Annotated in this window: 24 protein-coding genes; 11 read left to right on the top strand and 13 right to left on the bottom strand. The window is 69.9% G+C overall.

Annotated elements, in window-relative coordinates; translation table 11 throughout:
• The first annotated feature begins 2 nt into the window (after positions 1–2).
• Genes ACIPYT_RS10005 through ACIPYT_RS09995 form a run of 3 tightly spaced genes read left to right on the top strand, consistent with a single transcriptional unit; the run spans position 3 to position 2,920 of the window.
• On the top strand, positions 3–1,142 hold the full coding sequence (locus tag ACIPYT_RS10005) for a cysteine desulfurase family protein (protein WP_401073167.1): 1,140 nt from the start codon (positions 3–5) through the stop codon (positions 1,140–1,142).
• A 37-nt stretch (positions 1,143–1,179) separates the two neighbouring features.
• The gene (locus ACIPYT_RS10000) at positions 1,180–2,127 is read left to right on the top strand and encodes a glycosyltransferase family 2 protein (RefSeq protein WP_401073164.1); all 948 of its coding nucleotides are present in this window, start codon (positions 1,180–1,182) and stop codon (positions 2,125–2,127) included.
• Between the two features lie 19 nt (positions 2,128–2,146).
• The gene (locus ACIPYT_RS09995; RefSeq protein ID WP_401073161.1) at positions 2,147–2,920 is read left to right on the top strand and encodes an SDR family NAD(P)-dependent oxidoreductase; all 774 of its coding nucleotides are present in this window, start codon (positions 2,147–2,149) and stop codon (positions 2,918–2,920) included.
• A gap of 22 nt (positions 2,921–2,942) precedes the next feature.
• Here ACIPYT_RS09995 and ACIPYT_RS09990 read toward each other — a convergent pair whose 3' ends face one another.
• Positions 2,943–4,994, bottom strand: coding sequence for an ABC transporter ATP-binding protein (locus ACIPYT_RS09990; protein WP_401074800.1), 2,052 nt, complete (start codon positions 4,992–4,994; stop codon positions 2,943–2,945).
• 176 nt (positions 4,995–5,170) lie between these two features.
• Between ACIPYT_RS09990 and ACIPYT_RS09985 the strand changes: the two genes are divergently transcribed.
• The gene (locus ACIPYT_RS09985; protein ID WP_401073158.1) at positions 5,171–6,646 is read left to right on the top strand and encodes an MDR family MFS transporter; all 1,476 of its coding nucleotides are present in this window, start codon (positions 5,171–5,173) and stop codon (positions 6,644–6,646) included.
• A 58-nt stretch (positions 6,647–6,704) separates the two neighbouring features.
• Here ACIPYT_RS09985 and ACIPYT_RS09980 read toward each other — a convergent pair whose 3' ends face one another.
• Complete coding sequence (locus ACIPYT_RS09980) at positions 6,705–6,857, bottom strand: hypothetical protein (protein WP_401073155.1); 153 nt, start codon at positions 6,855–6,857, stop codon at positions 6,705–6,707.
• A 97-nt stretch (positions 6,858–6,954) separates the two neighbouring features.
• Between ACIPYT_RS09980 and ACIPYT_RS09975 the strand changes: the two genes are divergently transcribed.
• On the top strand, positions 6,955–7,554 hold the full coding sequence (locus ACIPYT_RS09975) for a 1-acyl-sn-glycerol-3-phosphate acyltransferase (RefSeq protein ID WP_401073152.1): 600 nt from the start codon (positions 6,955–6,957) through the stop codon (positions 7,552–7,554).
• Here ACIPYT_RS09975 and ACIPYT_RS09970 read toward each other — a convergent pair.
• Complete coding sequence (locus ACIPYT_RS09970) at positions 7,521–7,721, bottom strand: hypothetical protein (protein WP_401073150.1); 201 nt, start codon at positions 7,719–7,721, stop codon at positions 7,521–7,523. The genes ACIPYT_RS09975 and ACIPYT_RS09970 overlap by 34 nt on opposite strands.
• Before the next feature lie 69 nt (positions 7,722–7,790).
• Between ACIPYT_RS09970 and ACIPYT_RS09965 the strand changes: the two genes are divergently transcribed.
• The 4 genes from ACIPYT_RS09965 (at position 7,791) to ACIPYT_RS09950 (ending at position 9,916) form a co-directional block, all read left to right on the top strand.
• Positions 7,791–8,312, top strand: coding sequence for a DUF6328 family protein (locus ACIPYT_RS09965; protein ID WP_401073147.1), 522 nt, complete (start codon positions 7,791–7,793; stop codon positions 8,310–8,312).
• Positions 8,313–8,473: 161 nt separating this feature from the next.
• Positions 8,474–8,770, top strand: a complete 297-nt coding sequence (locus tag ACIPYT_RS09960) for a Fe-S cluster assembly protein HesB (RefSeq protein WP_050721463.1) — start codon at positions 8,474–8,476, stop codon at positions 8,768–8,770.
• A gap of 130 nt (positions 8,771–8,900) precedes the next feature.
• The gene (locus tag ACIPYT_RS09955; RefSeq protein ID WP_401073144.1) at positions 8,901–9,557 is read left to right on the top strand and encodes a hypothetical protein; all 657 of its coding nucleotides are present in this window, start codon (positions 8,901–8,903) and stop codon (positions 9,555–9,557) included.
• A gap of 11 nt (positions 9,558–9,568) precedes the next feature.
• Complete coding sequence (locus ACIPYT_RS09950; RefSeq protein WP_401073142.1) at positions 9,569–9,916, top strand: LysR family transcriptional regulator; 348 nt, start codon at positions 9,569–9,571, stop codon at positions 9,914–9,916.
• 36 nt (positions 9,917–9,952) lie between these two features.
• Here ACIPYT_RS09950 and ACIPYT_RS09945 read toward each other — a convergent pair whose 3' ends face one another.
• The 5 genes from ACIPYT_RS09945 to ACIPYT_RS09925 all read right to left on the bottom strand — a co-directional run bounded on the left by ACIPYT_RS09945 (position 9,953) and on the right by ACIPYT_RS09925 (position 14,925).
• Positions 9,953–11,617 carry an ABC-F family ATP-binding cassette domain-containing protein gene (locus ACIPYT_RS09945; RefSeq protein ID WP_401073139.1) on the bottom strand — a complete coding sequence of 555 codons (1,665 nt, stop codon included), beginning with the start codon at positions 11,615–11,617 and terminating at the stop codon, positions 9,953–9,955.
• 54 nt (positions 11,618–11,671) lie between these two features.
• Positions 11,672–12,064 (bottom strand): ester cyclase, encoded by a 393-nt coding sequence (locus tag ACIPYT_RS09940; protein ID WP_401073137.1) that lies wholly within the window; start codon positions 12,062–12,064, stop codon positions 11,672–11,674.
• A 100-nt stretch (positions 12,065–12,164) separates the two neighbouring features.
• Positions 12,165–13,157, bottom strand: a complete 993-nt coding sequence (locus ACIPYT_RS09935) for a lysostaphin resistance A-like protein (RefSeq protein WP_401073134.1) — start codon at positions 13,155–13,157, stop codon at positions 12,165–12,167.
• Positions 13,154–14,089: an NADP-dependent oxidoreductase gene (locus ACIPYT_RS09930; protein ID WP_401073131.1), complete on the bottom strand. Its 936-nt coding sequence runs from the start codon at positions 14,087–14,089 to the stop codon at positions 13,154–13,156. Before ACIPYT_RS09930 ends, ACIPYT_RS09935 begins: the two co-directional genes overlap by 4 nt.
• A gap of 62 nt (positions 14,090–14,151) precedes the next feature.
• Positions 14,152–14,925: an SDR family NAD(P)-dependent oxidoreductase gene (locus ACIPYT_RS09925; RefSeq protein ID WP_401073129.1), complete on the bottom strand. Its 774-nt coding sequence runs from the start codon at positions 14,923–14,925 to the stop codon at positions 14,152–14,154.
• A 219-nt stretch (positions 14,926–15,144) separates the two neighbouring features.
• Between ACIPYT_RS09925 and ACIPYT_RS09920 the strand changes: the two genes are divergently transcribed.
• Positions 15,145–15,747, top strand: coding sequence for a hypothetical protein (locus tag ACIPYT_RS09920; RefSeq protein WP_401073126.1), 603 nt, complete (start codon positions 15,145–15,147; stop codon positions 15,745–15,747).
• 6 nt (positions 15,748–15,753) lie between these two features.
• On the opposite strand, the gene ACIPYT_RS09915 is transcribed toward ACIPYT_RS09920, so the two are convergent.
• The 5 genes from ACIPYT_RS09915 to ACIPYT_RS09895 all read right to left on the bottom strand — a co-directional run bounded on the left by ACIPYT_RS09915 (position 15,754) and on the right by ACIPYT_RS09895 (position 19,017).
• Entirely contained in the window at positions 15,754–16,314 is a 561-nt protein-coding gene (locus ACIPYT_RS09915; protein WP_401073123.1) for an alpha/beta fold hydrolase, read from the bottom strand.
• 81 nt (positions 16,315–16,395) lie between these two features.
• Positions 16,396–16,602, bottom strand: coding sequence for a hypothetical protein (locus ACIPYT_RS09910; RefSeq protein ID WP_401073120.1), 207 nt, complete (start codon positions 16,600–16,602; stop codon positions 16,396–16,398).
• A 132-nt stretch (positions 16,603–16,734) separates the two neighbouring features.
• The gene (locus tag ACIPYT_RS09905; protein ID WP_401073117.1) at positions 16,735–17,154 is read right to left on the bottom strand and encodes a DUF6228 family protein; all 420 of its coding nucleotides are present in this window, start codon (positions 17,152–17,154) and stop codon (positions 16,735–16,737) included.
• Between the two features lie 12 nt (positions 17,155–17,166).
• Positions 17,167–18,240 carry a redox-regulated ATPase YchF gene (gene ychF, locus ACIPYT_RS09900; protein ID WP_401073115.1) on the bottom strand — a complete coding sequence of 358 codons (1,074 nt, stop codon included), beginning with the start codon at positions 18,238–18,240 and terminating at the stop codon, positions 17,167–17,169.
• A 36-nt stretch (positions 18,241–18,276) separates the two neighbouring features.
• Positions 18,277–19,017, bottom strand: coding sequence for a class I SAM-dependent methyltransferase (locus tag ACIPYT_RS09895; RefSeq protein ID WP_401073112.1), 741 nt, complete (start codon positions 19,015–19,017; stop codon positions 18,277–18,279).
• 59 nt (positions 19,018–19,076) lie between these two features.
• On the opposite strand from ACIPYT_RS09895, the gene ACIPYT_RS09890 reads away from it, so the two are divergent.
• Positions 19,077–19,670, top strand: coding sequence for an exonuclease domain-containing protein (locus ACIPYT_RS09890; RefSeq protein ID WP_401073109.1), 594 nt, complete (start codon positions 19,077–19,079; stop codon positions 19,668–19,670).
• Positions 19,671–19,682: the final 12 nt, after the last annotated feature.

Below are 19,682 nucleotides of genomic sequence, written 5' to 3'. Positions count from 1 at the left end.
GGATGCTGTACCTCGACCACGCCGCCACATCGCCGCTCCGCGCGGAAGTGCGCGACGCCATGCTCCCCTACCTCTCCGGGGTGTTCGGCAACCCGTCGAGCCATCACACGGTCGGAGAGGCGGCCGCGGAGGCGCTCGAGGACGCCCGTACCCGTATCGCGCGACGGCTGGGCTTCCGCACCGGCGACATCGTCTTCACGGGAGGCGGCACCGAGGCGAACAACCTCGCGATCAAGGGGATCGCGCTGGCGGCTCTCGCGCGCGGCCGGCGTCACGTCGTGGTCTCCCCGATCGAGCACGAGTCCGTTCTCGAACCGGCCGACCACCTCCGGCGCTTCCACAGCATCCACGTGACGCGGCTGCCCGTCGACGGCGTGGGCCGCATCAGCGCCGACGATCTGCGCTCGACGTTGCGAGACGACACCTCGGTCGTGTCGATCGGGCACGCGAACAACGAGATCGGCACGGTGCAGGACGTCGAGGCGCTCGCGGCGGTCGCCCACGAGGCCGGTGTGCCGCTGCACGTCGATGCCGTGCAGTCCGCCGGCTGGCTGCCGCTCGACGGGCTCGGAGCCGACGCCCTCACCCTCGCGGGGCACAAGATCGGGGCGCCGAAGGGCATCGGCGTGCTGGCGGTGCGCGGACGCATCCCGCTCGAGCCGCTCCTGCACGGCGGCGGCCAGGAGCGGGGCCGCCGCTCCGGCACCGAGAACGTCGCCGGCGCGGTCGCGCTCGCGACCGCGCTCGACCTGGCGTCGGCGGAGCAGGACGCCGTCCGCGCGCACGTCGGCTCCGCGACCGCACGATTCATGTCGCGCGTGCTCGCCGCCGTCCCGAACGCCGCCATCACGGGCGACCTCCACCGGCGTCTGCCCGCCTCCGCGAGCTTCACGTTCGCCGGGGTGAACGGCGAGACCGTGCTGCTGGAACTGGAACGTCGCGGCGTCGTGTCGTCGAGCGGCTCGGCCTGCGCCGCTGACAGCGGCGAACCCTCGCACGTGCTGCTCGCGTGCGGCATCGATCCCGATGTCGCCACGACCGCGGTACGATTCACCTTCGGCCGAGATCCGCTGCCCCCGGATGCGCCCGAACAGCTCGCCGTGATGGTCGCCGAGGCGGTGCGTGCGGCCTCGGGCGCCTGAGCGGAGACCCGCCCGATCAGCGCCATAGACTCTGGTGGTGACCGCATCCGCCCCGATCGTGACCGTGATCGTCCCCGGCCGCGACATCGCCGCGTTCGCTCCGGCCGCGCTGGATTCGCTCCGCGCGCAGACCGAGACCCGGTGGCGGGCTGTGCTCGTCGACGACGGGTCGAGCGACGACACGGGTGCCGTGTTCGCCGATGCGGCTCGGGACGACCCGCGCTTCCGGGTGCTCACCCATGAGGCGTCGCGCGGGCTGGGCGCCGCCCGCAACGCCGCCCTCGACGTCGTCGACACCGACCTCGTGGGCTTCCTCGACGGAGACGACGAGCTCGCACGGCACGCCCTGGAACGACTGACGGGCACGCTCGCGGAGACCGGGAGCGACCTCGCCGCCGGGGCGTACGTGCGCTCGCGCTTCGACGGAGAGCGCTACATCGCCGGACGCGTGCAGCCCTGGGTGTCGACGGCGACCGATCCCGAGCGCCGAGCGACCGACATCTTCGCTCACCCCGCGGCGAGCGCGAACATCGTCGCCTGGTCGAAGATCAGCCGCACCGCGCTGTGGTCCGACCTGCGCTTCCCCGAGGGCGTCGCCTACGAAGATCAGATCGTCGCCCAGCTCCTGTACACCCGTGCGCGGTCGTTCGACGTGATCCCCGATGTCGTCGTGCGCTGGCGGCTGCGCGCCGACGGGACGTCGATCACGCAGGGCAAGGCGCAGCTCCCGGTGCTGCACGACTACCTCGCGGCGCTGCGCGGCGGCATCCGCGTCCTGCACGACGCCGGTGCGCGCGCAGCCGTCGTCTCGCGCCTCGACCTGATCCTGGCGATGGATGTGCCGCCGCTGATCGACATCGCACGCACACACCCCGATCCCGCCTACGCCGCGGCCGTCGACGGGTTCGTGGCCGAGCTTCGAGCGCTCCCCGAGTTCGCCGACGCCGCGCCCGATCCCGCGCTGGCCGCCGCGCTGACCTGGTGACCCGACTCCGAGGAGACCGATGACCGAATATCTCGACGACCTGTTCTCGCTCCGCGGCCGCACGGCGATCGTGACCGGCGGCAGCTCGGGCATCGGCCGTGGCATCGCGAGCGCGCTCGCGCGGGCGGGGGCGTCGACCGTGATCGTCGCGCGCGGCGAGGAACGCATCGCGGCGACCGTGCGCGACCTGCGGGATGCCGGGGCCGACGTCGCGGGCGTGGTGGGAGACCTGGGGTCGCGCGCCGGCATCCATGCTCTCGCGGATGCCGCGGTCGAACCGTTCGGCGAGCCCGACATCCTCGTGAACTCCGCGGGGATCAACATCCGACCGCCCTACGCCGACATCACGGAGGACGACTGGGACGCGACCATGACCGTGAACGCTCTCGCGCCGTTCCTGCTCGGTCAGCGGTACGGCACGGGGATGGCGCAGCGAGGCCACGGGCGGATCATCCACATCAGCTCGCAGCAGGCCCACCGTGCGTTCGTTGCCAGCGGCGTGTACGGCGCCTCGAAGGGCGCGGTCGAATCGCTCATGCGCTCGGAGGCCGAGGCGTGGGGCGGCGCCGGTGTGACGAGCAACACGCTCGTGCCGGGGTTCGTGCTCACTCCGCTGAACGCACGCCTGCAGGAGGACCCGGAGCAGATCGCCGCGCTGGCGGCGCGCACCATGATCGGCCGCAACGGTCTGCCCGGGGACTTCGCGGCTGCCGCCGTGTTCCTCGCGGGCCCGGGGTCGTCGTACGTGACCGGTCACTCGCTGTTCGTCGACGGCGGCCTCTCGGTGCACTGACCCGACGCCCGGCCTGGTACGGTCATCCCTCGCTCGGGTACACCCGATCGTCGTCGCGGCGCGCGTCGAGCAGCGGAACCCCTGCGGTGAGCGTCGCGACCGCATCCTCGCCCGCCGAGTCCGCCGGCGCCCGATCGGCCCTGCGCTCGGCCAGCGCGGCCTCGGCTCCGCCCGTCACCTCATCCTCGATCTCGGCCTCCGTGTCGAGCACCCGCGACGCCGCGACCTGCTGTGCGGCGAGCTCGGCATAGAGCCCGCCGAGCGCGAGGAGTTCGGCGTGGGTGCCGGACTCCACGATCTGCCCGGCCTCGAGCACGTGGATCACGTCGGCGCCCATCACTGTGGAGAGCCGGTGTGCGATCGTGAGGGTCGTGCGTCCCTTCGCAGCCTCGTCGAGCGCCTCCTGCACGACGCGCTCCGAGACGGTGTCGAGCGCCGAGGTCGCCTCGTCGAGCAGCAGGACCGGCGGGTCCTTCAACAGCACGCGCGCGATCGCGATCCGCTGCTTCTCCCCTCCGGAGAGCCGGTACCCGCGTTCGCCGACGATCGTGTCGTACCCCTCGTCGAATCCCGCGATGATGTGATGGATGTTCGCAGCGGTGCACGCGGCGATCATCTCCGCCTCCGTCGCGTCGGGTTTCGCGTACAGCAGGTTCTCGCGGATCGTGGCGTGGAACAGATACGTCTCCTGCGAGACGATCCCCACCTGGTCGATGATCGACTCCTGGGTGAGCGTGCGCACGTCGGCTCCCGCGAACAGCACGGCCCCGCCATGAGCCTCGTACAGGCGCGGGGCGAGGTACAGCACGGTCGTCTTGCCCGCTCCCGACGGTCCGACGAACGCCACATGCTGCCCCGGCTCCGCGACGAAAGACACTCCCTGCAGCGTCGGTCGCGCGTCGGCCGCGGCGTCGGGATACCGGAAGACCACCCGGTCGAACTCGATGCGCCCGCGGGGCCCGGGTGCCTGCGCGACGTCGATCGCGTCGGAGGCGTCGCGGATCTCGGGGACGAGGTCGAGGTACTCGAAGATGCGCGCGAAGAGCGCCGACGAGGTCTGCAGGTCGAGCGACACGCGCATGAGCCCCATGAGCGGTTGCAGCAGGCGCGCCTGCACGGTGGTGAACGCCACGATGGTGCCGGCCGTGATCGCACCGGCGCCTCCCGCGATCAGGTAGCCGGCCACGAGGTAGATCACGGCGGGGACGCTGGCCATGAGCACCTGGACCACGGCGAAGAAACCCTGACCGCTCATCGCGCGGCGCACCTGGAGGCCGACCTGGTTGCGGTTCTCGGCCTGGTACCGCTCGGACTCCGTGCGCTGACGGTTGAACGCCTTCGACAGGAGCATGCCCGACACGCTCAGCGTCTCCTGGGTGATCGACGTGAGTTCGGATAGCGACTCCTGGGTCTCCCCCGCGATGCGCGCCCGCACCTGGCCGACGCGCCGCTGCACGACGATGAGGAACGGCATCAGGAACACCGCGATCAGCGTGAGGCGCCAGTCGATCAGGATCATCGCGACGAGCGAGGCGATCACGGTCACCACGTTGCCGAGGATGCTCGTCACGGTGTTGGTGAGCACGCCTGAGACGCCGCCGACGTCGTTCTGCAGACGCGACTGGATGACGCCGGTCTTCGTGCGGGTGAAGAACCCGAGCTCCATCGCCTGCAGGTGCTCGAACAGCCGCACGCGCAGATCGCCGGTGACGCTGTTGCCGACGGTCGAGGTGAGCCACGTCTGCGCGACTCCCAGCGCGGCGGAGAAGAGGAAGAGCCCGATCATCGCGAGCACGAGCCACAGCAGCAGCTGCACCTGCGGTCCGCCGCCGTCGACCGGGAACAGCGCATCGTCGAAGATCCGCTGGACGAGGAGAGGCGGGACCACGGCGATCGCCGCTCCCACCACCACGAGCACCCCGGTGAGCGCGATGCGCCATCGATAGGGGCGGAAGAGCACGACGACCCTGGCGCCGAGCCCGTTGATGCGCGGAGCCTCGGCGTTGAGCCTCCGCTGCGCCGCCTCGTCGACGCCGCGGAAACCGCCGCCGCGTCCCCCGCCCATCCCACCCATGCTCATGTCGTCAGCGTAGTCAGCAGCGGCGACATCGGGACCGGTTCGCCGAACCTGACCGTCCGCTGTGAGCGGATTCGTCCGGATCCGGAATGAAATGTCGCCGGTCGCCGTTACTCTGAAACGTCCCCGCGCATTCGCGCATCCTCCCTCTCCGCCGCCTAGGAGGCCGCCGCATGTCTGCCGTCGACACCGGTTCCATCACCACGCCCCCGGCCGCTTCCACGGGCGGGATCGCGCGCAGCGACATGCGCGTCATCTGGCTGCTCCTCGTCGCCGCGTTCGTCGCGATCCTCAACGAGACGACCATGGGCATCGCGATCCCGCACCTGAACGCCGACCTCGGCATCCCGCCGGAGCTGGGCCAGTGGCTCACGAGCGCGTTCATGCTGACCATGGCGGTCGTGATCCCGACGACCGGCTTCATCCTGCAGCGCTTCACGACCCGCCAGGTGTTCATCGCCGCCATGACGGCCTTCTCGCTGGGCACGCTCGTCGCGCTGATCGCCCCCGGGTTCACGGTGCTGCTGCTCGGGCGCGTGATCCAGGCCGCCGGCACCGGCATCATGATGCCGCTCCTCATGACGACCATCATGAACGTCGTGCCGCCGCAGTCCCGCGGACGCATGATGGGCCGGGTCGGCCTCGTGATCTCCCTGGCGCCCGCGATCGGCCCGACGCTGGCGGGTGCCGTGCTCGAGACGCTCAACTGGCGTGCGCTCTTCGCGATCGTCCTGCCGATCGCGATCGTCTCGCTCGCCATGGGTGCGAAGTGGATGACGAACCTCGGCGAGACGCGCGTCGTGCCGCTCGACATCGTCTCGATCCCGCTCGCGGCCCTGGGGTTCGGCGGCATCGTGTTCGGCCTCAGCCAGTTCGGCGGCCACGGCGGCTCCGGCGAGACCGTGGGCATCGTGTCGCTCGTGGGCGGCGCGATCGCGCTCGCGGCGTTCGTATGGCGTCAGCTCGTGCTGCAGCGCGTCGACGACGCCCTTCTCGACCTGCGCGTGTTCCGCTCCGTGAACTTCACGTTCTCGGTCGTCATCATGACGATCCTCGCGCTGTCGATGTTCGGCACGTTGACCCTCCTGCCGCAGTACCTGCAGAACGTGGCCGGGCTGAACGCCCTCGAGTCGGGTCTCGTGCTGCTGCCCGGGTCCGTGCTCATGGGTCTGCTCGGCCCGATCATGGGTCGCGTCTACGACGCGAAGGGCACCCGTCCGCTGCTGATCCCCGGCACGATCCTCGTCTCGGCGTCGCTGTTCTTCTACTCGACGGTCGGGGAGCACACTGTGTTCTGGGTGCTCATCCTCGTGCAGGCCGCGATGTCGGTCGGGCTCGCGATGTCGTTCACCCCGCTGTTCTCGGCATCGCTCGGATCGCTCGACCGGTCGCTGTACTCGCACGGTTCCGCCGTGCTCAACACGCTGCAGCAGGTCGGCGGCGCCGCGGGCGTCGCGCTGCTGACGGTGACCTACTCGTCCATCCTGCACGCGGGCGAGGAGCAGGGTCTGTCGACCGCGGTCGCCGGTGCGCCGGGAGCGCGCATGGCGTTCCTCATCGCGGCGATCATCTCGCTCGGGGCCGTCGTGCTCAGCGCATTCGTGCGGAAGCCGGCCGAAGAGCCCGGCGGCGTGCACGTCGGGCACTGACCCCGCAACGGCATCGAGTCAGACGGACCGAGAGTCCGCAGGCGGCGTGTGCCGCGTTCTACGGCGCCTTCTGCGCGGGGACGTGACACACGCCGCCGCTGCAGTACGCTCCCGCCGGCGCGTCGAAGCCGGCGAGAAGGTTCAGGGTGCCGGGCAGAGTCGACGACGCGCTCGGCGCGTCCTGCTCTTCGGGTTCCTGTGTCGTGGACATCCTTCGATGGTACGCCTGTCCGCGACAGAGGGCGTCGTACACGACGCGAGCGCGGCGCGGACAGCGGATGGACAGCCCGCTCCCCTACGGTGGACGGATGCTCACCCGATTCCTCGCCCGCATCTATTGGGCGATCAGCCGCTGGACGCTCACGGTCGAGTCCGTCCCGACGCGGCCGACCGTGCTGGTCGGCGCCCCGCACACCTCCAACTGGGACTTCGTCCTCATGCTCGCGATCGCGTGGCGTCTCGGGGTCGACGTGCGCTGGTTGGGCAAGAAGAGCCTGTTCCGCGGATGGCGTGGTCCCATCATGCGGCGCCTGGGCGGCATCCCCGTCGATCGCGCAGATCCGGCCAGGGTGGTCGGCGACGTCGTCGCACAGGTCGAGGCGGGCGAGGTGTTCGGCCTCGTCGTCACCCCCGACGGCACCCGCCGCAGCGGAACGTATTGGAAGTCCGGCTTCTACCGCATCGCCCGGGAGACCGGGATGCCGGTGACCCTCGGATTCGTCGACCGCACCACCATGACGACGGGTCTCGGCCCGTCGTTCGAGCTGACCGGTGACGTCGCAGCCGACATGGACCGCATCCGTGCGTTCTACGCCGACAAGGCCGGCATCCGCCCCGAGCACCGCCGCGAGCCGCGGCTGCGCGAGGAGTCCGGTCAGGAGCCCTTCTCGGTCTCCGACCGCGCGTAATCGAGATCGTCGGCGGTGAGTTCCTCCACCATGCCGACGACCGCTCCGGTGATCTCCCTGATCTGCTCGCGAGCGATCTCGCCGAGGTGGGGCGCATGCTCGAACACGTCGAGCCTCGCCTCGTCGGTCAGCTGCGGCCACCACTCCCTGATCGGCGGAAGAGTCACGAGCGGCTCTCCCGTTCTCCGAGGTCGGGAGGCTGGACACGCCCTCGCCCAGGGCACGAGACTGGCCGCATGGATCCGGAAGAGCGCCCCCTGCATCCGATCGAGCGCGATGATCGCGTGGACGGGCGGGACGAGACACCCAACCAGCGCGCCGACCGCAATTGGGACGAACTGCTGCAAGAGCTCCGGGTCATGCAGACGGGCACGCAGATCCTCACGGGTTTCCTCCTCGCCGTCGCGTTCCAGCCCCGGTTCGAGGACCTGGATCTCTTCCAGCGCGACGTGTACGTGGTGCTGGTCGGTCTCGCCGCGCTCGCGACCATCCTGGCACTCGCACCGGTCGGCATGCACCGGGCGCTCTTCGGTCGGGGTCGTAAGGCGCAGCTCGTGCGGATCGCGGCGCGCATCGTCCGGGTCGACCTCATCGTGATCGCCGCGCTCACCGTCGGCGTGACGACACTCATCATCGACTTCACCGTCGGCCGCACGGCCGGTCTCATCACGCTCATCGCCTCGGTCGTGGTCATGCTGGTGTTCTGGATCGCCCTGCCGAGCATCGCGCGTCGCGCGAAGGCAGAGCGCGGCTCCTGACGACGTCGCCCTCGACGGACGCTGCTCCTGTGCGAACCTCTGCATCCGGTGGGAGAACCCTCCGAACCGGGCGCGTCGGGTTGAACCACGCGGCGAGGTTCGGAATCGTGGCCCGGACACGTCGCGCTCGCCTCGTGTCCGCAACCGGAAGGAGACAGCACATGCTCACCCTCACCGACAACGCCACCGCCATCGTCAACACTCTCGTCAGCCGTCAGACCGACGCCGCTGACGCCGGGCTCCGCATCCACTCGACGCCCGCTCCGGGGCCCGACGGCGGCGCCCGTCTCGCCGTGCTCGTCACGCCCGACCCCGAGCCCGCCGACCAGGTCGTCGAGGTCTCCGGGACCCGACTCTTCCTCGATGAGACGGCCGCAGCCGCTCTTGACGACAAGATCCTCGACGCCGGAGTCGACGACGAGGGCTCCGTGTCGTTCGCCGTCCTCCCGCAGGCCTGACGACAGGCTCCATCGGATGCCGCGGCCCGTTCGGGCCGCGGCATCCGTGCGTCCGGCGTCCGATCACGGTTCCGACACGGCTGGCCTCGTCCGCTGCGGAAGGCCTGGCGACTCCGAATAGCATCGGATCATGCGCCGACAGTTCCTCGTTCCCGCCGCGATGATCGCCGCCGTTCTCATGCTCGCCGCATGCGCGCCGGCCGCACCCGCGCCCGCCCCCACATCGTCGGCCACGATGACGTCCGCGCCGAGCCCCGAGCCCACCGCGCAGGCGCAGCTCGAGCTCACGGTCGACGGGCTTCACCTCCTCGTCGGCGATGAGGAAAAGAGTGCCGGCTTCGACGACGCCGCCGCGGTTCTCGCCCTCCTGGAACAGGCGACCGGGACCCTGCCCGAGCCGACCCCCGTCGACGATCTCCCCGGCTACGACATGAACCTCGTGAACTACACCTGGGCGGGTCTCACCCTCGTCGCCGACGAGACCGGCACGGGCTTCGCGCGCATCATCGTCAGCGACTCATCCATCGACGGCGTCCCCATCGCCACCCCGGAGGGTGTCACGGTCGGATCCACGCGCGACGAGCTCGTGTCGGCAGGGGCCGCCGACGTCTGGAACCAGGGCGACGTCGCCACGGCGGGAGAGCTCGGCCTCGGTATGCGCGAGGTCGCGGACACGAACTCGCTGGCGAACCCCGGCACGCCGGGCGTCGAGTTCCTGATGTTCACGCTCGACGGCGACACGGTGTCGGCCATCCACGCTCCGGCCGACGACTTCAGCGACCTCTGAGCATCGGACCCATGATGAAGATCGCCCTCCTGCGCCGCTACGTCGTGCTGGCAGAGACGCTGCACTTCCCACGCGCCGCCGAGCAGCTCGGCATCCCCCTCGCGTCGCTATACACCTCGCTCGACAAGCTCGAGACGGAGGTGGGGCACACGTTGATCAACCGCGACGGCACCCCGCGACTCACGAGCGTCGGCGAGCTGTTCCTCACGGAGGCGCAGGCCGCGGTCGCGGCAGCGCCCCCGCCCGCGCCGAAGACCGTCGCCCCGGCCGGGGGCAAGGCCAAGGCATCGAAGGGCAAGGGGCGTGCGCCGATCGTGAAGGGACAGCCGAAGCCGTACAAGAAGCGTCAGGGGCGCTGACGACCGGCATCCGCATGCCCGGACGAGCGGATCGCGTCAGTGCTCCGTGACCCGTCCGTCGTCGACGATCCAGCGGCGGTTGGTCTGCACCGCGTCGAGCATGCGCCGGTCGTGCGTGACGAGGAGCAGGGTTCCCGTGTAGGTCTCCAGCGCCTGCTCGAGCTGCTCGATCGCGGGCAGATCGAGGTGGTTGGTCGGCTCGTCCAGGACGAGGAGGTTCACCCCGCGGGCCTGGAGGAGGGCGAGCGCCGCGCGGGTCCGCTCCCCCGGCGAGAGGCCGCCGACCGCACGGGTGACGTGGTCGGCCTTGAGACCGAACTTCGCGAGCAGCGTGCGCACCTCGGCCGATGACATCTCGGGGACGAGCGCCTCGAAGGCGTCGGCGAGCGCGGCGTCGCCGGTGAACAGGGATCGCGCCTGATCGATCTCGCCGATCTGCACGCTGCTGCCGAGGCCGGCCGTGCCCTCGTCCGGTGTTCGACGTCCGAGCAGGGCGCGCAGCAGCGTGGACTTGCCCGCACCGTTCGGCCCGGTGATCCCGATGCGGTCGCCCGCATCGATCTGCAGCGACACCGGCCCGAGCGTGAAGGCGCCTTGGCGGATCACTGCAGCAGCCAGCGTCGACACGACCGTGCTCGATCGCGGGGCTGCGCCGATCGTGAACTCGAGGCGCCATTCCTTGCGCGGCTCCTCGACCTCCTCGAGCCGCGCGATCCGACTCTCCATCTGGCGCACCTTCTGCGCCTGCTTCTCGCTCGATTCCATCGACGCCTTGCGCTGGATCTTGTCGTTGTCGGGCGACTTCTTCATCGCGTTCCGCACGCCCTGACTCGACCACTCCCTCTGCGTGCGGGCACGTGCGACGAGGTCCGCCTTCTTCTCCGCGAACTCGTCGTACCTCTCGCGGAGGTGGCGGCGCACGACCGCTCGCTCCTCGATGTACGCGTCATAGCCGCCGCCGTAGACGCGGTGCGAGTTCTGCGCGAGATCGAGCTCGAGCACGCGCGTGACGCTGCGCGCGAGGAACTCCCGGTCGTGGCTGACCAGCACGACGCCGCCGCGCAGGCCGCGCACGAAGGCCTCCAGGCGATCGAGGCCGTCGAGGTCGAGGTCGTTGGTCGGCTCGTCGAGGAACACGATGTCGAACCGTGAGAGCAGCAGGGCGGCGAGGCCGACGCGCGCGGCCTGCCCACCCGATAGGTCGGTCATCCGTGCGGCAGCCGCGAACTCCGCCCCACCCGGCAATCCGAGGTCGGCGAGCACGGCGGGTATCCGCTCGTCGAGATCCGCCGCCCCGCTCGCGAGCCACCGGTCGAGCGCCTCGGAGTACGCGTCGGCGGGATCGACGCCTGCAGGTGCGATGGCCGGATCGGCGAGGGCGGCGGCCGCGGCATCCATCCGATGCGTCGCCTCCGCGCATCCGGTGCGTCGCGCGATGTACGCGGCGACCGTCTCGCCCTCGACCCTCTCGTGCTCCTGCGGGAGCCAGCCGACGAAGGCATCCGCGGGGGCGAGGGACACGGTTCCCGCCATGGGCGTGTCGACGCCGGCGAGCAGCCGCAGCAGCGTCGACTTGCCGGCGCCGTTAGCACCCACCACGCCGATCACGTCACCCGGGGCGACGGTCAGATCGAGCCCCTCGAACAGGATGCGGTGGCCGTGGCCGCCCGCGAGATCGTGGGCGACGAGAGTGGCGGTCATCAGACCATCCTCTCAGCCCCGACACGACTCGCGGGTCGGCCGACGGAGCGTGCGTCAGCGCGACAGCTGCTCGCGCAGCGTGTCGATGTCCCACACGTTCGACATCTGGGTGAACCTGCCGTTCTCGATCTTGTAGACCGTGATCTCCTCGATCTCGATCGGCTTGCCGTTGGGTGCGAGCCCCAGCCATTCCTTCGTGGGCGTGCCGCGGGTGACGGCATAGCTTCCGAGCGTGTCGCCGGAGACGGTGACCGCCTTCAGTTCGACCCGATAGTCGGGCATCGCGTCGGTGATGCTGCGGAAGTTCGCCACACCGAGGTCACGGGCGACGGTCTGGCCGTGGTACAGCACGGACTCGTCCATGAACTCGCCGATGGTGTCCCACGCGTGCGCGTTGATCGCGTCGATGTAGCGGCCGTAGAACTCGCGGATGTCGAACTCGGACATGATTCTCCTTCGTGATTCCTTCTCAGGCGGTGACATGCGCTCTACATATGCACCGATCGGTTACTAATAACGCGAGAGTCGTCGGATCATTCCCGCCGACTCATCCCTTGTCGGCGGGCATGAAACCGGGAGTGAAGCGCGACCGGCGGAGCCGCAGCAGGGAGAAGCCGACGATGACCACGACTCCGTAGACGATCCACCCGGGCCATCCCAACGGCGAACCGTTCACGGTGTCGACCTGCGACCCCGGGACCAGCAGGGATGCGACGAGGAACCCCGACACGCCGTTGTTCACGCCGTGCGCCAGCGCCGCGGGCCATACCGAGCGGAGTCCGACCGTGAGCAGATACAGGAACCCGCCCACCACGGTGCAGGCGGCGATCATGGCGAGCTGACCGACCCAGGGCGCCGCGTCGGGATAGTTGTATCCGAGCAGGATGAGCGGCGCGTGCCACAGCCCCCAGATGATCCCGCCGCCGACGATCGCGACGGGAAGCCCCCATCGCTCGTGCATGCGCGGGAGGAGGTATCCTCGCCACCCGATCTCCTCGCCCAGCGCCAGGATCGTCGTGATCGTGGCACCCAGCAGCATCGCGGTCGCGAGGCGCGCGGAGAACGCAGCCCACGCATCCGCGCCGGATGCGTCGGTCGGCATGCCGAGGTCGGCCACCACCTGCCGCAGGGTCGGATCGAGATCGTATGTGCCGACGGCCGCCGCCAGAACCAGAGACGCGAACAAGAGCACGACCGGCGACAGGAGACCGACCATCAGCGCGGCCACGACACGCTTCGCGCCACCACCGAGACGGAGTCCGAGACTGCGCCACACCGTGGCGGGCGTACCCGCCGCTCCCCCTCGGTCGGCGGGATCGGTCATCGCTCGTACACGCCAGGGTCGTCGCTCGACGACGCGGACGACGGCGATCGCCGTGAGCGCGGGGGTGACCATGGCGATCCCCCCGCACAGCGCCACGAGCCCGGGATCGGACAGCCCAGGCCCCAGCCACAGCGGGAGACAGGCCGCCCAGCACACCGCGAACGCGATGGCGCAGTAGAGCACGATGCCGGACGTCCGGCGACGGGCGCCGCTCACGGGACGAGCGCAATCTTGCCCCGGGTGCGCCGCTTCTCGAGCATCTCGTATGCCGACTGCACCTCGTCGAACGAGAAGGTCGCGGCGATCGGAAGCTCGACGGTGCCCTCTGCGACGAGTCGCGCGACCTCGGCCACGACGTCGGCGTTCTCGGCCTGCGCGATCCCCTCGGTCTTCGCCCCCACCTCACGAGCCGCGGCGAAGCCGAAGATCGTCTCGATGCGCTCGGGCGACACGCCGAGTGCGGCGGCGAGGCGGACGTACTCGTCGCCGAACGTGTCGATGAAGGCGTCGATGCCCTCGGGAGCGGCGGATCCGAGGCGCTCGGCGAGCCCCTCCCCGCGGAGGACGGGCTCGGCCCCCTGCGCGCGCACCCAGTCGAGGTTGTCCTCGCCGACGATGCCGAGCACACGGACGCCCGCGGCCACGAGCATCTGGGTCACGATGCCGCCGACGCCGCCTGCCGCGGCCGACACCGCGATCGTCTCTCCGGCACGCGGCTCGACGGCGTGCATGGCCGCCCACGCCGTGGCGGCGACGCCGGGAAGCGATCCGGCGACCTCCCACGACAGCTCCCCCGGCTTCGTCACGACCTGTGCGGACGGAACCGCGACGTACTCCGCGTGGCTGTTGCGCTCCTGCGACCACGCGATCACCTCGTCGTCGACCGCGAATCCGGTCACGTCGTCGGCGACGACGATCGTGCCCGCGAGATCGTGCCCTTGGCCGGAGGGGAGCTTCGCGGGATCCTTCCCGTCGAACAGGCCCTCGCGGATCATCGCCTCAGCGGGGTTGAGGCCGGCGGCACGCACCTGCACCAGCACGTGGCCGGCGGCGAGCGCGGGCACCGGCACCTGATCGACGCGGAGCACCGAGCGGTCACCCCACTCGTCGAACCGCACGGCGCGCATCATCTGGGGAATCACTGGCATCGTCATCTCTCTTCGGGGGTGTTCGCGCACGGGGCTCGTGCGACGTCGCGGAGGTCGCGGTCTCAGCGACCGCGCTCCTCGCTGATGGAGTTCGCTCCGTCGATCGTGATGAGCTGACCGGAGATGTACGACGCGCCCTCACCGGCGAGCATCGCGATCACGTACGCGACCTCGTCGGCGGTCCCGGAGCGACCGGCGGGGGTCGCGGCGCCCATGCGCCGTTCACGATCGGAGGCGGATGCCGTGTCGATCCATCCCGGGGCGACGGCGTTCACCGTGATGCCGAACGCTGCGGTGTCGATCGCCGTCGCGCGCGTCAGTCCGAGCATCCCGGCCTTCGCCGAGTGGTAGGCGAGATCACCGCCGTAGGCGGCGACGGGCCCCGACACCGATGACACGTTGACGATGCGCCCGTACCCGGCCGACTGCATGATGTCGGTGACACGGCGGGTCATCAGGTAGGCCGTCGTGAGATTGCGGTCGAGCGAGGCGCGCCACCGGTCGAGCGCCCGGTCGCCGGTCTCACCCACCAGGTAGCTGTCGGAGACGGCCGTCATCCCGGCGTTGTTGACGAGGATGTCGACTCCGCCGAACGCCTCCGTCGCGCGAGTGACGACGGCATCCACACCAGACGGATCGGTGAGGTCGGAGACCACGCCCTCGACTCTTGCACCCGCTCGCCGAAGCTCGGCGACGCGGTCGAAGATGCGATCGGTGGTCGACGCGATCACGACATCGTTCCCGGCGGCGCCGAGAAGACGGGCGGTCGCGAAGCCGATGCCGTGGGTGCTTCCGGCGCCCGTGACGATCGCAGTTCGCTGCGTGCGTGTGCTCATGCCGACATCTCCTCGTGGTCATGCGTCATCGCACCGTCCGTGCGTGCCGACCCGAGAGAGTCAACGCCGTGTGGTGGGCACACGGTCAACGGATTCGTCGGGATGGAGGCGTGTCACGGCGCGGCGCTTGACCGTGTGCCCACCACAGGGTCTTCGCTCGTACTCACATCGGAATCTTCGCGGTCTCCCCTCGGAGGGCGCGGCGAAGGGATCGGGTTCTTGCGCATCGACATCAGCGAGTTCCTGCTCGCCATCTCGGGGATCTCGGCGACCCTCATCGGCACGTTCATCGTCGGCGTGTTCTTCTACCTTGACGTCGCCGAGGCGCGGCTGGTCGCGGGCACGACGACCCTGATCGACCGGTACATGCGCGCGGCGGTGCGCTGGGTCTTCGTCGCCTACTCCCTGCCCCTGCTCGTCCCTCTTGTGCTCGTCTCCGCCGAACCGGCGTGGGGAGCCATGACGTTCGTGGCGCTCAGTGCGATGCTGCTCGCCGCCACGGTGGGCACGATGCGGCGCATCCTGACGCAGCGCGAGGCGGGCTCATCCGTGCCGCTGATCCTGAACGAGTGGATCACGACCGCCGCGGTGCTCATCGCATCCGTGCTGCCGTGGCTGCTCGGCGGATGGGTTCCCTCGCCGTCCGACTACATCCCGTCGCTGGTGATCACGATCGCCGCGAGCTTCACGAGCACGGCGGCGCTGATCATGAGCGAGTTCGACTCGACGATCGAACTGACACGACCGACCGACGACCCGGCGCCGCGACAGCGCCATACGCGCCGCCGCATCGCGGGGAGACCGGCGCATCGTCGCCGGTGAGAGCGGTCAGTCCCAGTCCAGGTACTCCTCGATGATCACGCCGGTCTCGATCGGGTGATGCATCGGGAAGAGGTGGTCGCCGGCGATGGTCTTGATGCTCGCGCGCTCCGGCACGCTCGCCTGCAGCGCCTCGGCGTTCGCCGGCGGGGTGTCGGCATCCTCCGCGCCCTGCACGATCAGCACCGGGATGGCCGGGGCGACCGGGAGGTCGACGTCCTCGACGCCGAGCAGCAGCAGACCGTTCGCGCGGTCGGTGTGCGCGGCGACCAGGGCGCGCGCGATCGTGCCGCCGTAGCCGTGCCCGCCGATCCAGGTGTCCTCGATGCCGACGTGGTCGATCACCGCGACGGCATCCGCGACCCGCTCCTCGAGCGACGCCTCTCCGTTGCGGTGCCCGATGCGCAGCACGTGGAAGCCCGCCTCCTCGGCGAGGTAGTGCGCGGCGACGCCCAGCACGTCGGCGGCGAGCCCCTGCTCCTGGATCAGGACCAGCTTGACCGGACCGTCGCCCTCATCCGCGAAGGGGATGGCACGGCCGTCGGGCTCGAAGATCTGGGTGTCGGTCATGCGCGTCGTTCTCCTCGGACCGTCGGGAAGGGGATGCTGTCCAGCGTATCGCGGCGAGGTTAGGTTCGCCTCAGCGGGCGGTCAGGCGTTCGCGTCGTCCGAGTCCTCGGAGAGATACGTCGTCCCGTAGATATGGCAGCCCAGAGCCGCCAGTCGCGCGATGAGATCCGCCTCCAGCACGAATCCTCCCTGCGTGCTGTCGGAGTCGCCCGACCACCAGTTGATCGTCTCGCCATCCTGTCGCAGCTCGGCGAGGGCACCGGCGACAGGCTCCAGGATCTCGACCAACTCGCGGAGCGCAGAGAACCCGGTCCGGTCTTCGGCAGACGGCTCGCGATCGATCGCACCCAGCGACCACTGTAGGCACTGAATGTCGCGCGATTGTCCTGGATCACACGCGTCAGACTACGGGAACCCTCGTCAGCGGGACCGTCTGGCGAGATCCTCGATGTCTCGGACGAATCGCGACAACTGCTCTCCCGCCTCGACGCTGACCACGGCAGTGCAGCTCCAACGCGCCTCGGTCGAAACGGCTCGATCCGCTTCCGCCGTGAGCATCACGGAGATTTCGATGCGACGCCCATGCCGGGCGCTCAAAACGACGTCCCTTTCGATGGATTCGAAGCACCGCTCCCCCGTCCATCCGCGCCAGCCCTCGTCGAGCGACCGGAAGTACTGAACGATCTCTTCCGGGTCATGTGCGTAGAAGCCGAGCAGTGCGTCGAGTCCGGCCGCCTGCAACCGCACGTCAAGGTGCGCGTGCCCCGACTCGTCGAACCGCGGATTCGCGAACGTGAGCGAGGCGGTCGCAGCCCCCAGGGTCGCAGACTCAGCGGTCATTCCGGATCCCGATCAGTTGTTGAAGCGGAACTCGACGACGTCGCCGTCCTGCATGACGTAGTCCTTGCCCTCGAGGCGTGCCTTGCCCTTCGCGCGGGCCTCGACGACCGAGCCGGTCTCGACGAGGTCGTCGAACGAGACGATCTCCGCCTTGATGAAGCCCTTCTCGAAATCGGTGTGGATGACACCGGCGGCCTGCGGGGCCTTGGTGCCCTGCGGGATCGTCCACGCGCGGGCCTCCTTGGGACCGGCCGTGAGGTAGGTCTGCAGACCGAGCGTTGCGAAGCCGATGCGGGCGAGCTGGTCGAGGCCGGACTCGTCCTGGCCGGTCGAGGCGAGCAGCTCGGCGGCGTCCTCGGGGTCGAGGTCCTTCAGCTCCGACTCGATCTTCGCGTCGAGGAAGATCGCCTGCGCGGGTGCGACGAGCGCGGCCAGCTCCGCCTTGCGGGCGTCATCGGTGAGCACACCCTCGTCGACGTTGAAGACGAAGATGACGGGCTTAGAGGTCAGCAGACCCAGCTCACGGATCGGGGCGAGGTCGAGGCCGCTGGTGGACAGCAGGATGCCGCGCTCCAGCGCATCCTTCGCGGCGACCGCGGTCTCGAGCACGAGGGGCTCGACCTTCTTGCCGCGCACCTCCTTCTCGTACCGCGTGATCGCCCTGTCGACGGTCTCGAGGTCGGCGAGCATGAGCTCGGCGTTGATCGTCTCCATGTCGGATGCCGGATTCACGGCGCCGTCCACGTGCACCACGTCGTCGTCGGCGAAGCCGCGGACGACCTGCGCGATCGCGTCCGCTTCACGGATGTTCGCGAGGAACTTGTTGCCGAGCCCCTCCCCCTCGCTCGCGCCGCGCACGATGCCGGCGATGTCGACGAACGACACGGCGGCGGGCAGGATGCGTTCGCTGTGGAAGATCTCGGCGAGCTTGTCGAGCCGCGGGTCGGGCAGGTTCACCACGCCCACGTTCGGCTCGATCGTCGCGAACGGATAGTTCGCCGCGAGCACGTCGTTCTTGGTCAGGGCGTTGAAGAGGGTGGACTTGCCGACATTGGGCAGACCGACGATTCCGATAGTGAGAGCCACGGGGTACGAGTCTACCCGGCGGCAGGCCCGCTCCTCTCAGCCCTTGACGCTGCGGTACGCCCTGGTCACGTACGGCAGGTCGATGGTCGCGCCGTCCGCGAGGCCGAGTTCGTCGAACAGCGCGTCCATGTCGCGGCGGATCCGCTGCTTCTCCTCGTCGGGCGCCGTGATGATGTAGCTGCGCGACGACGCCATGCGATGCAGCAGGTCGCGGGTCATCGGCCGCGTCCACTCCCAGGTCTGCTCCTCGAGAGGTCCCAGGGGCGGGGCGACGACGGGTCCGCCGCCCGCGAGCATGACCTCGGCGTGGCTGCCGTGCATGATCTCGGTGAGCCGACGCACCCAGTCGACACGGTCGTCGCGGATGTTCCAGATCAGGCCGAGCACCCCGCCGTCGCGGAGCACACGGCCGACCTCCTCCGAGCCGCGCACCGGGTCGACCCAGTGCCACGCCTGGCCGAGCACGACCGCGTCTAGGCTCAGATCGGGCAGCGGCAGGCTCTCCGCCGTGCCGACGAAGGTGGGGACCCCCGGGATCGCCGCCCGCAGCGTCGCCAGCATCTCGGCATCGGGGTCGATCGCGACGACCTCGGCGTCCGGCGCCTTCGCGAGCACACGCGTGAGCTTGCCGGTGCCGGCGCCGACGTCGGCGATGCGGTGCGAATCGGCGGGCAGCGGCTCCAGCATCCACGCCACCGCCTCGAACGGGTACTCCGGGCGGCCGAGCTCGTAGTTGTGCGCCTCGGCGCCGAAGGATGTCGAGAGTCCGTCGCTCATGTCGCCAGCCTACGGCGCGCCCTCCGCGCGCGTCGCGTGCCTCGGGAGAGAGTGGGGTCGTGCCCCTGGACTTCACCGCGATCGACTTCGAGACCGCGAACTCCAGCCCGGCCTCCGCCTGCTCCGTCGGACTCGTGCGCGTGCGCGACGGACAGGTCGTCGCGACGGCAGGATGGCTGATCCGCCCGCCGGCAGGCCACGACGTGTTCCAGGAGTGGAACATCAAGATCCACGGCATCCGTCCGCACGATGTGCGCTCTGCCGCCACGTGGACCGAGCAGTTCGTCGATCTCTGCGATTTCGCCGGCACCGACGTCCTCGTCGCCCACAACGCCGGTTTCGACCTCAACGTCCTGCGCCGTGCGTCCGAGGCGACGTCGATCGACTGCCCGCCGTATCGCTCGCTGTGCAGCCTCCAGGTCGCCCGCAAGGTCTACGACCTCGAGTCGTACCGACTGCCCCGCGCGGCCGAGGCCGCGGGCTTCACCGGTTTCTCGCACCACGACGCGCTGGCCGACGCTCTCGCCTGCGCCCACATCGTGATGGATGCCGCGCGCCGCCTCGCGGCGCCCGACGTCTTCGCGCTCGCGAACGCGTTGAAGCTGCGGGTGACCGAGCCTGTCGTCGCGACTCCCGCGCGCGCTGTCGCCTGACCGCTCTGACGT

This window comes from Microbacterium sp. NPDC089695, from assembly GCF_044749085.1.
Lineage (GTDB): Bacteria > Actinomycetota > Actinomycetes > Actinomycetales > Microbacteriaceae > Microbacterium.
The sequence above is the reverse complement of the archived record's forward strand: the minus strand, read 5'-3'. Positions and strand labels throughout refer to the sequence as shown.

What these genes read in the sequence shown, in the direction of transcription:
- ACIPYT_RS09965 (WP_401073147.1), top strand. Translation starts at nt 7,791, where the DNA reads ATGGATCCGGAAGAGCGCCCCCTGCATCCGATCGAGCGCGATGATCGC.
- ACIPYT_RS09950 (WP_401073142.1), top strand. Translation starts at nt 9,569, where the DNA reads ATGATGAAGATCGCCCTCCTGCGCCGCTACGTCGTGCTGGCAGAGACG.
- ACIPYT_RS09905 (WP_401073117.1), bottom strand. Translation starts at nt 17,154, where the DNA reads ATGACCGCTGAGTCTGCGACCCTGGGGGCTGCGACCGCCTCGCTCACG.
- ACIPYT_RS09930 (WP_401073131.1), bottom strand. Translation starts at nt 14,089, where the DNA reads ATGCCAGTGATTCCCCAGATGATGCGCGCCGTGCGGTTCGACGAGTGG.
- ACIPYT_RS09925 (WP_401073129.1), bottom strand. Translation starts at nt 14,925, where the DNA reads ATGAGCACACGCACGCAGCGAACTGCGATCGTCACGGGCGCCGGAAGC.
- ACIPYT_RS09975 (WP_401073152.1), top strand. Translation starts at nt 6,955, where the DNA reads ATGCTCACCCGATTCCTCGCCCGCATCTATTGGGCGATCAGCCGCTGG.
- ACIPYT_RS09955 (WP_401073144.1), top strand. Translation starts at nt 8,901, where the DNA reads ATGCGCCGACAGTTCCTCGTTCCCGCCGCGATGATCGCCGCCGTTCTC.
- ACIPYT_RS09960 (WP_050721463.1), top strand. Translation starts at nt 8,474, where the DNA reads ATGCTCACCCTCACCGACAACGCCACCGCCATCGTCAACACTCTCGTC.
- ACIPYT_RS09895 (WP_401073112.1), bottom strand. Translation starts at nt 19,017, where the DNA reads ATGAGCGACGGACTCTCGACATCCTTCGGCGCCGAGGCGCACAACTAC.
- ACIPYT_RS09990 (WP_401074800.1), bottom strand. Translation starts at nt 4,994, where the DNA reads ATGGGTGGGATGGGCGGGGGACGCGGCGGCGGTTTCCGCGGCGTCGAC.
- ACIPYT_RS09945 (WP_401073139.1), bottom strand. Translation starts at nt 11,617, where the DNA reads ATGACCGCCACTCTCGTCGCCCACGATCTCGCGGGCGGCCACGGCCAC.
- ACIPYT_RS09980 (WP_401073155.1), bottom strand. Translation starts at nt 6,857, where the DNA reads ATGTCCACGACACAGGAACCCGAAGAGCAGGACGCGCCGAGCGCGTCG.
- ACIPYT_RS09995 (WP_401073161.1), top strand. Translation starts at nt 2,147, where the DNA reads ATGACCGAATATCTCGACGACCTGTTCTCGCTCCGCGGCCGCACGGCG.
- ACIPYT_RS09940 (WP_401073137.1), bottom strand. Translation starts at nt 12,064, where the DNA reads ATGTCCGAGTTCGACATCCGCGAGTTCTACGGCCGCTACATCGACGCG.
- ACIPYT_RS09915 (WP_401073123.1), bottom strand. Translation starts at nt 16,314, where the DNA reads ATGACCGACACCCAGATCTTCGAGCCCGACGGCCGTGCCATCCCCTTC.
- ACIPYT_RS10005 (WP_401073167.1), top strand. Translation starts at nt 3, where the DNA reads ATGCTGTACCTCGACCACGCCGCCACATCGCCGCTCCGCGCGGAAGTG.
- ACIPYT_RS09985 (WP_401073158.1), top strand. Translation starts at nt 5,171, where the DNA reads ATGTCTGCCGTCGACACCGGTTCCATCACCACGCCCCCGGCCGCTTCC.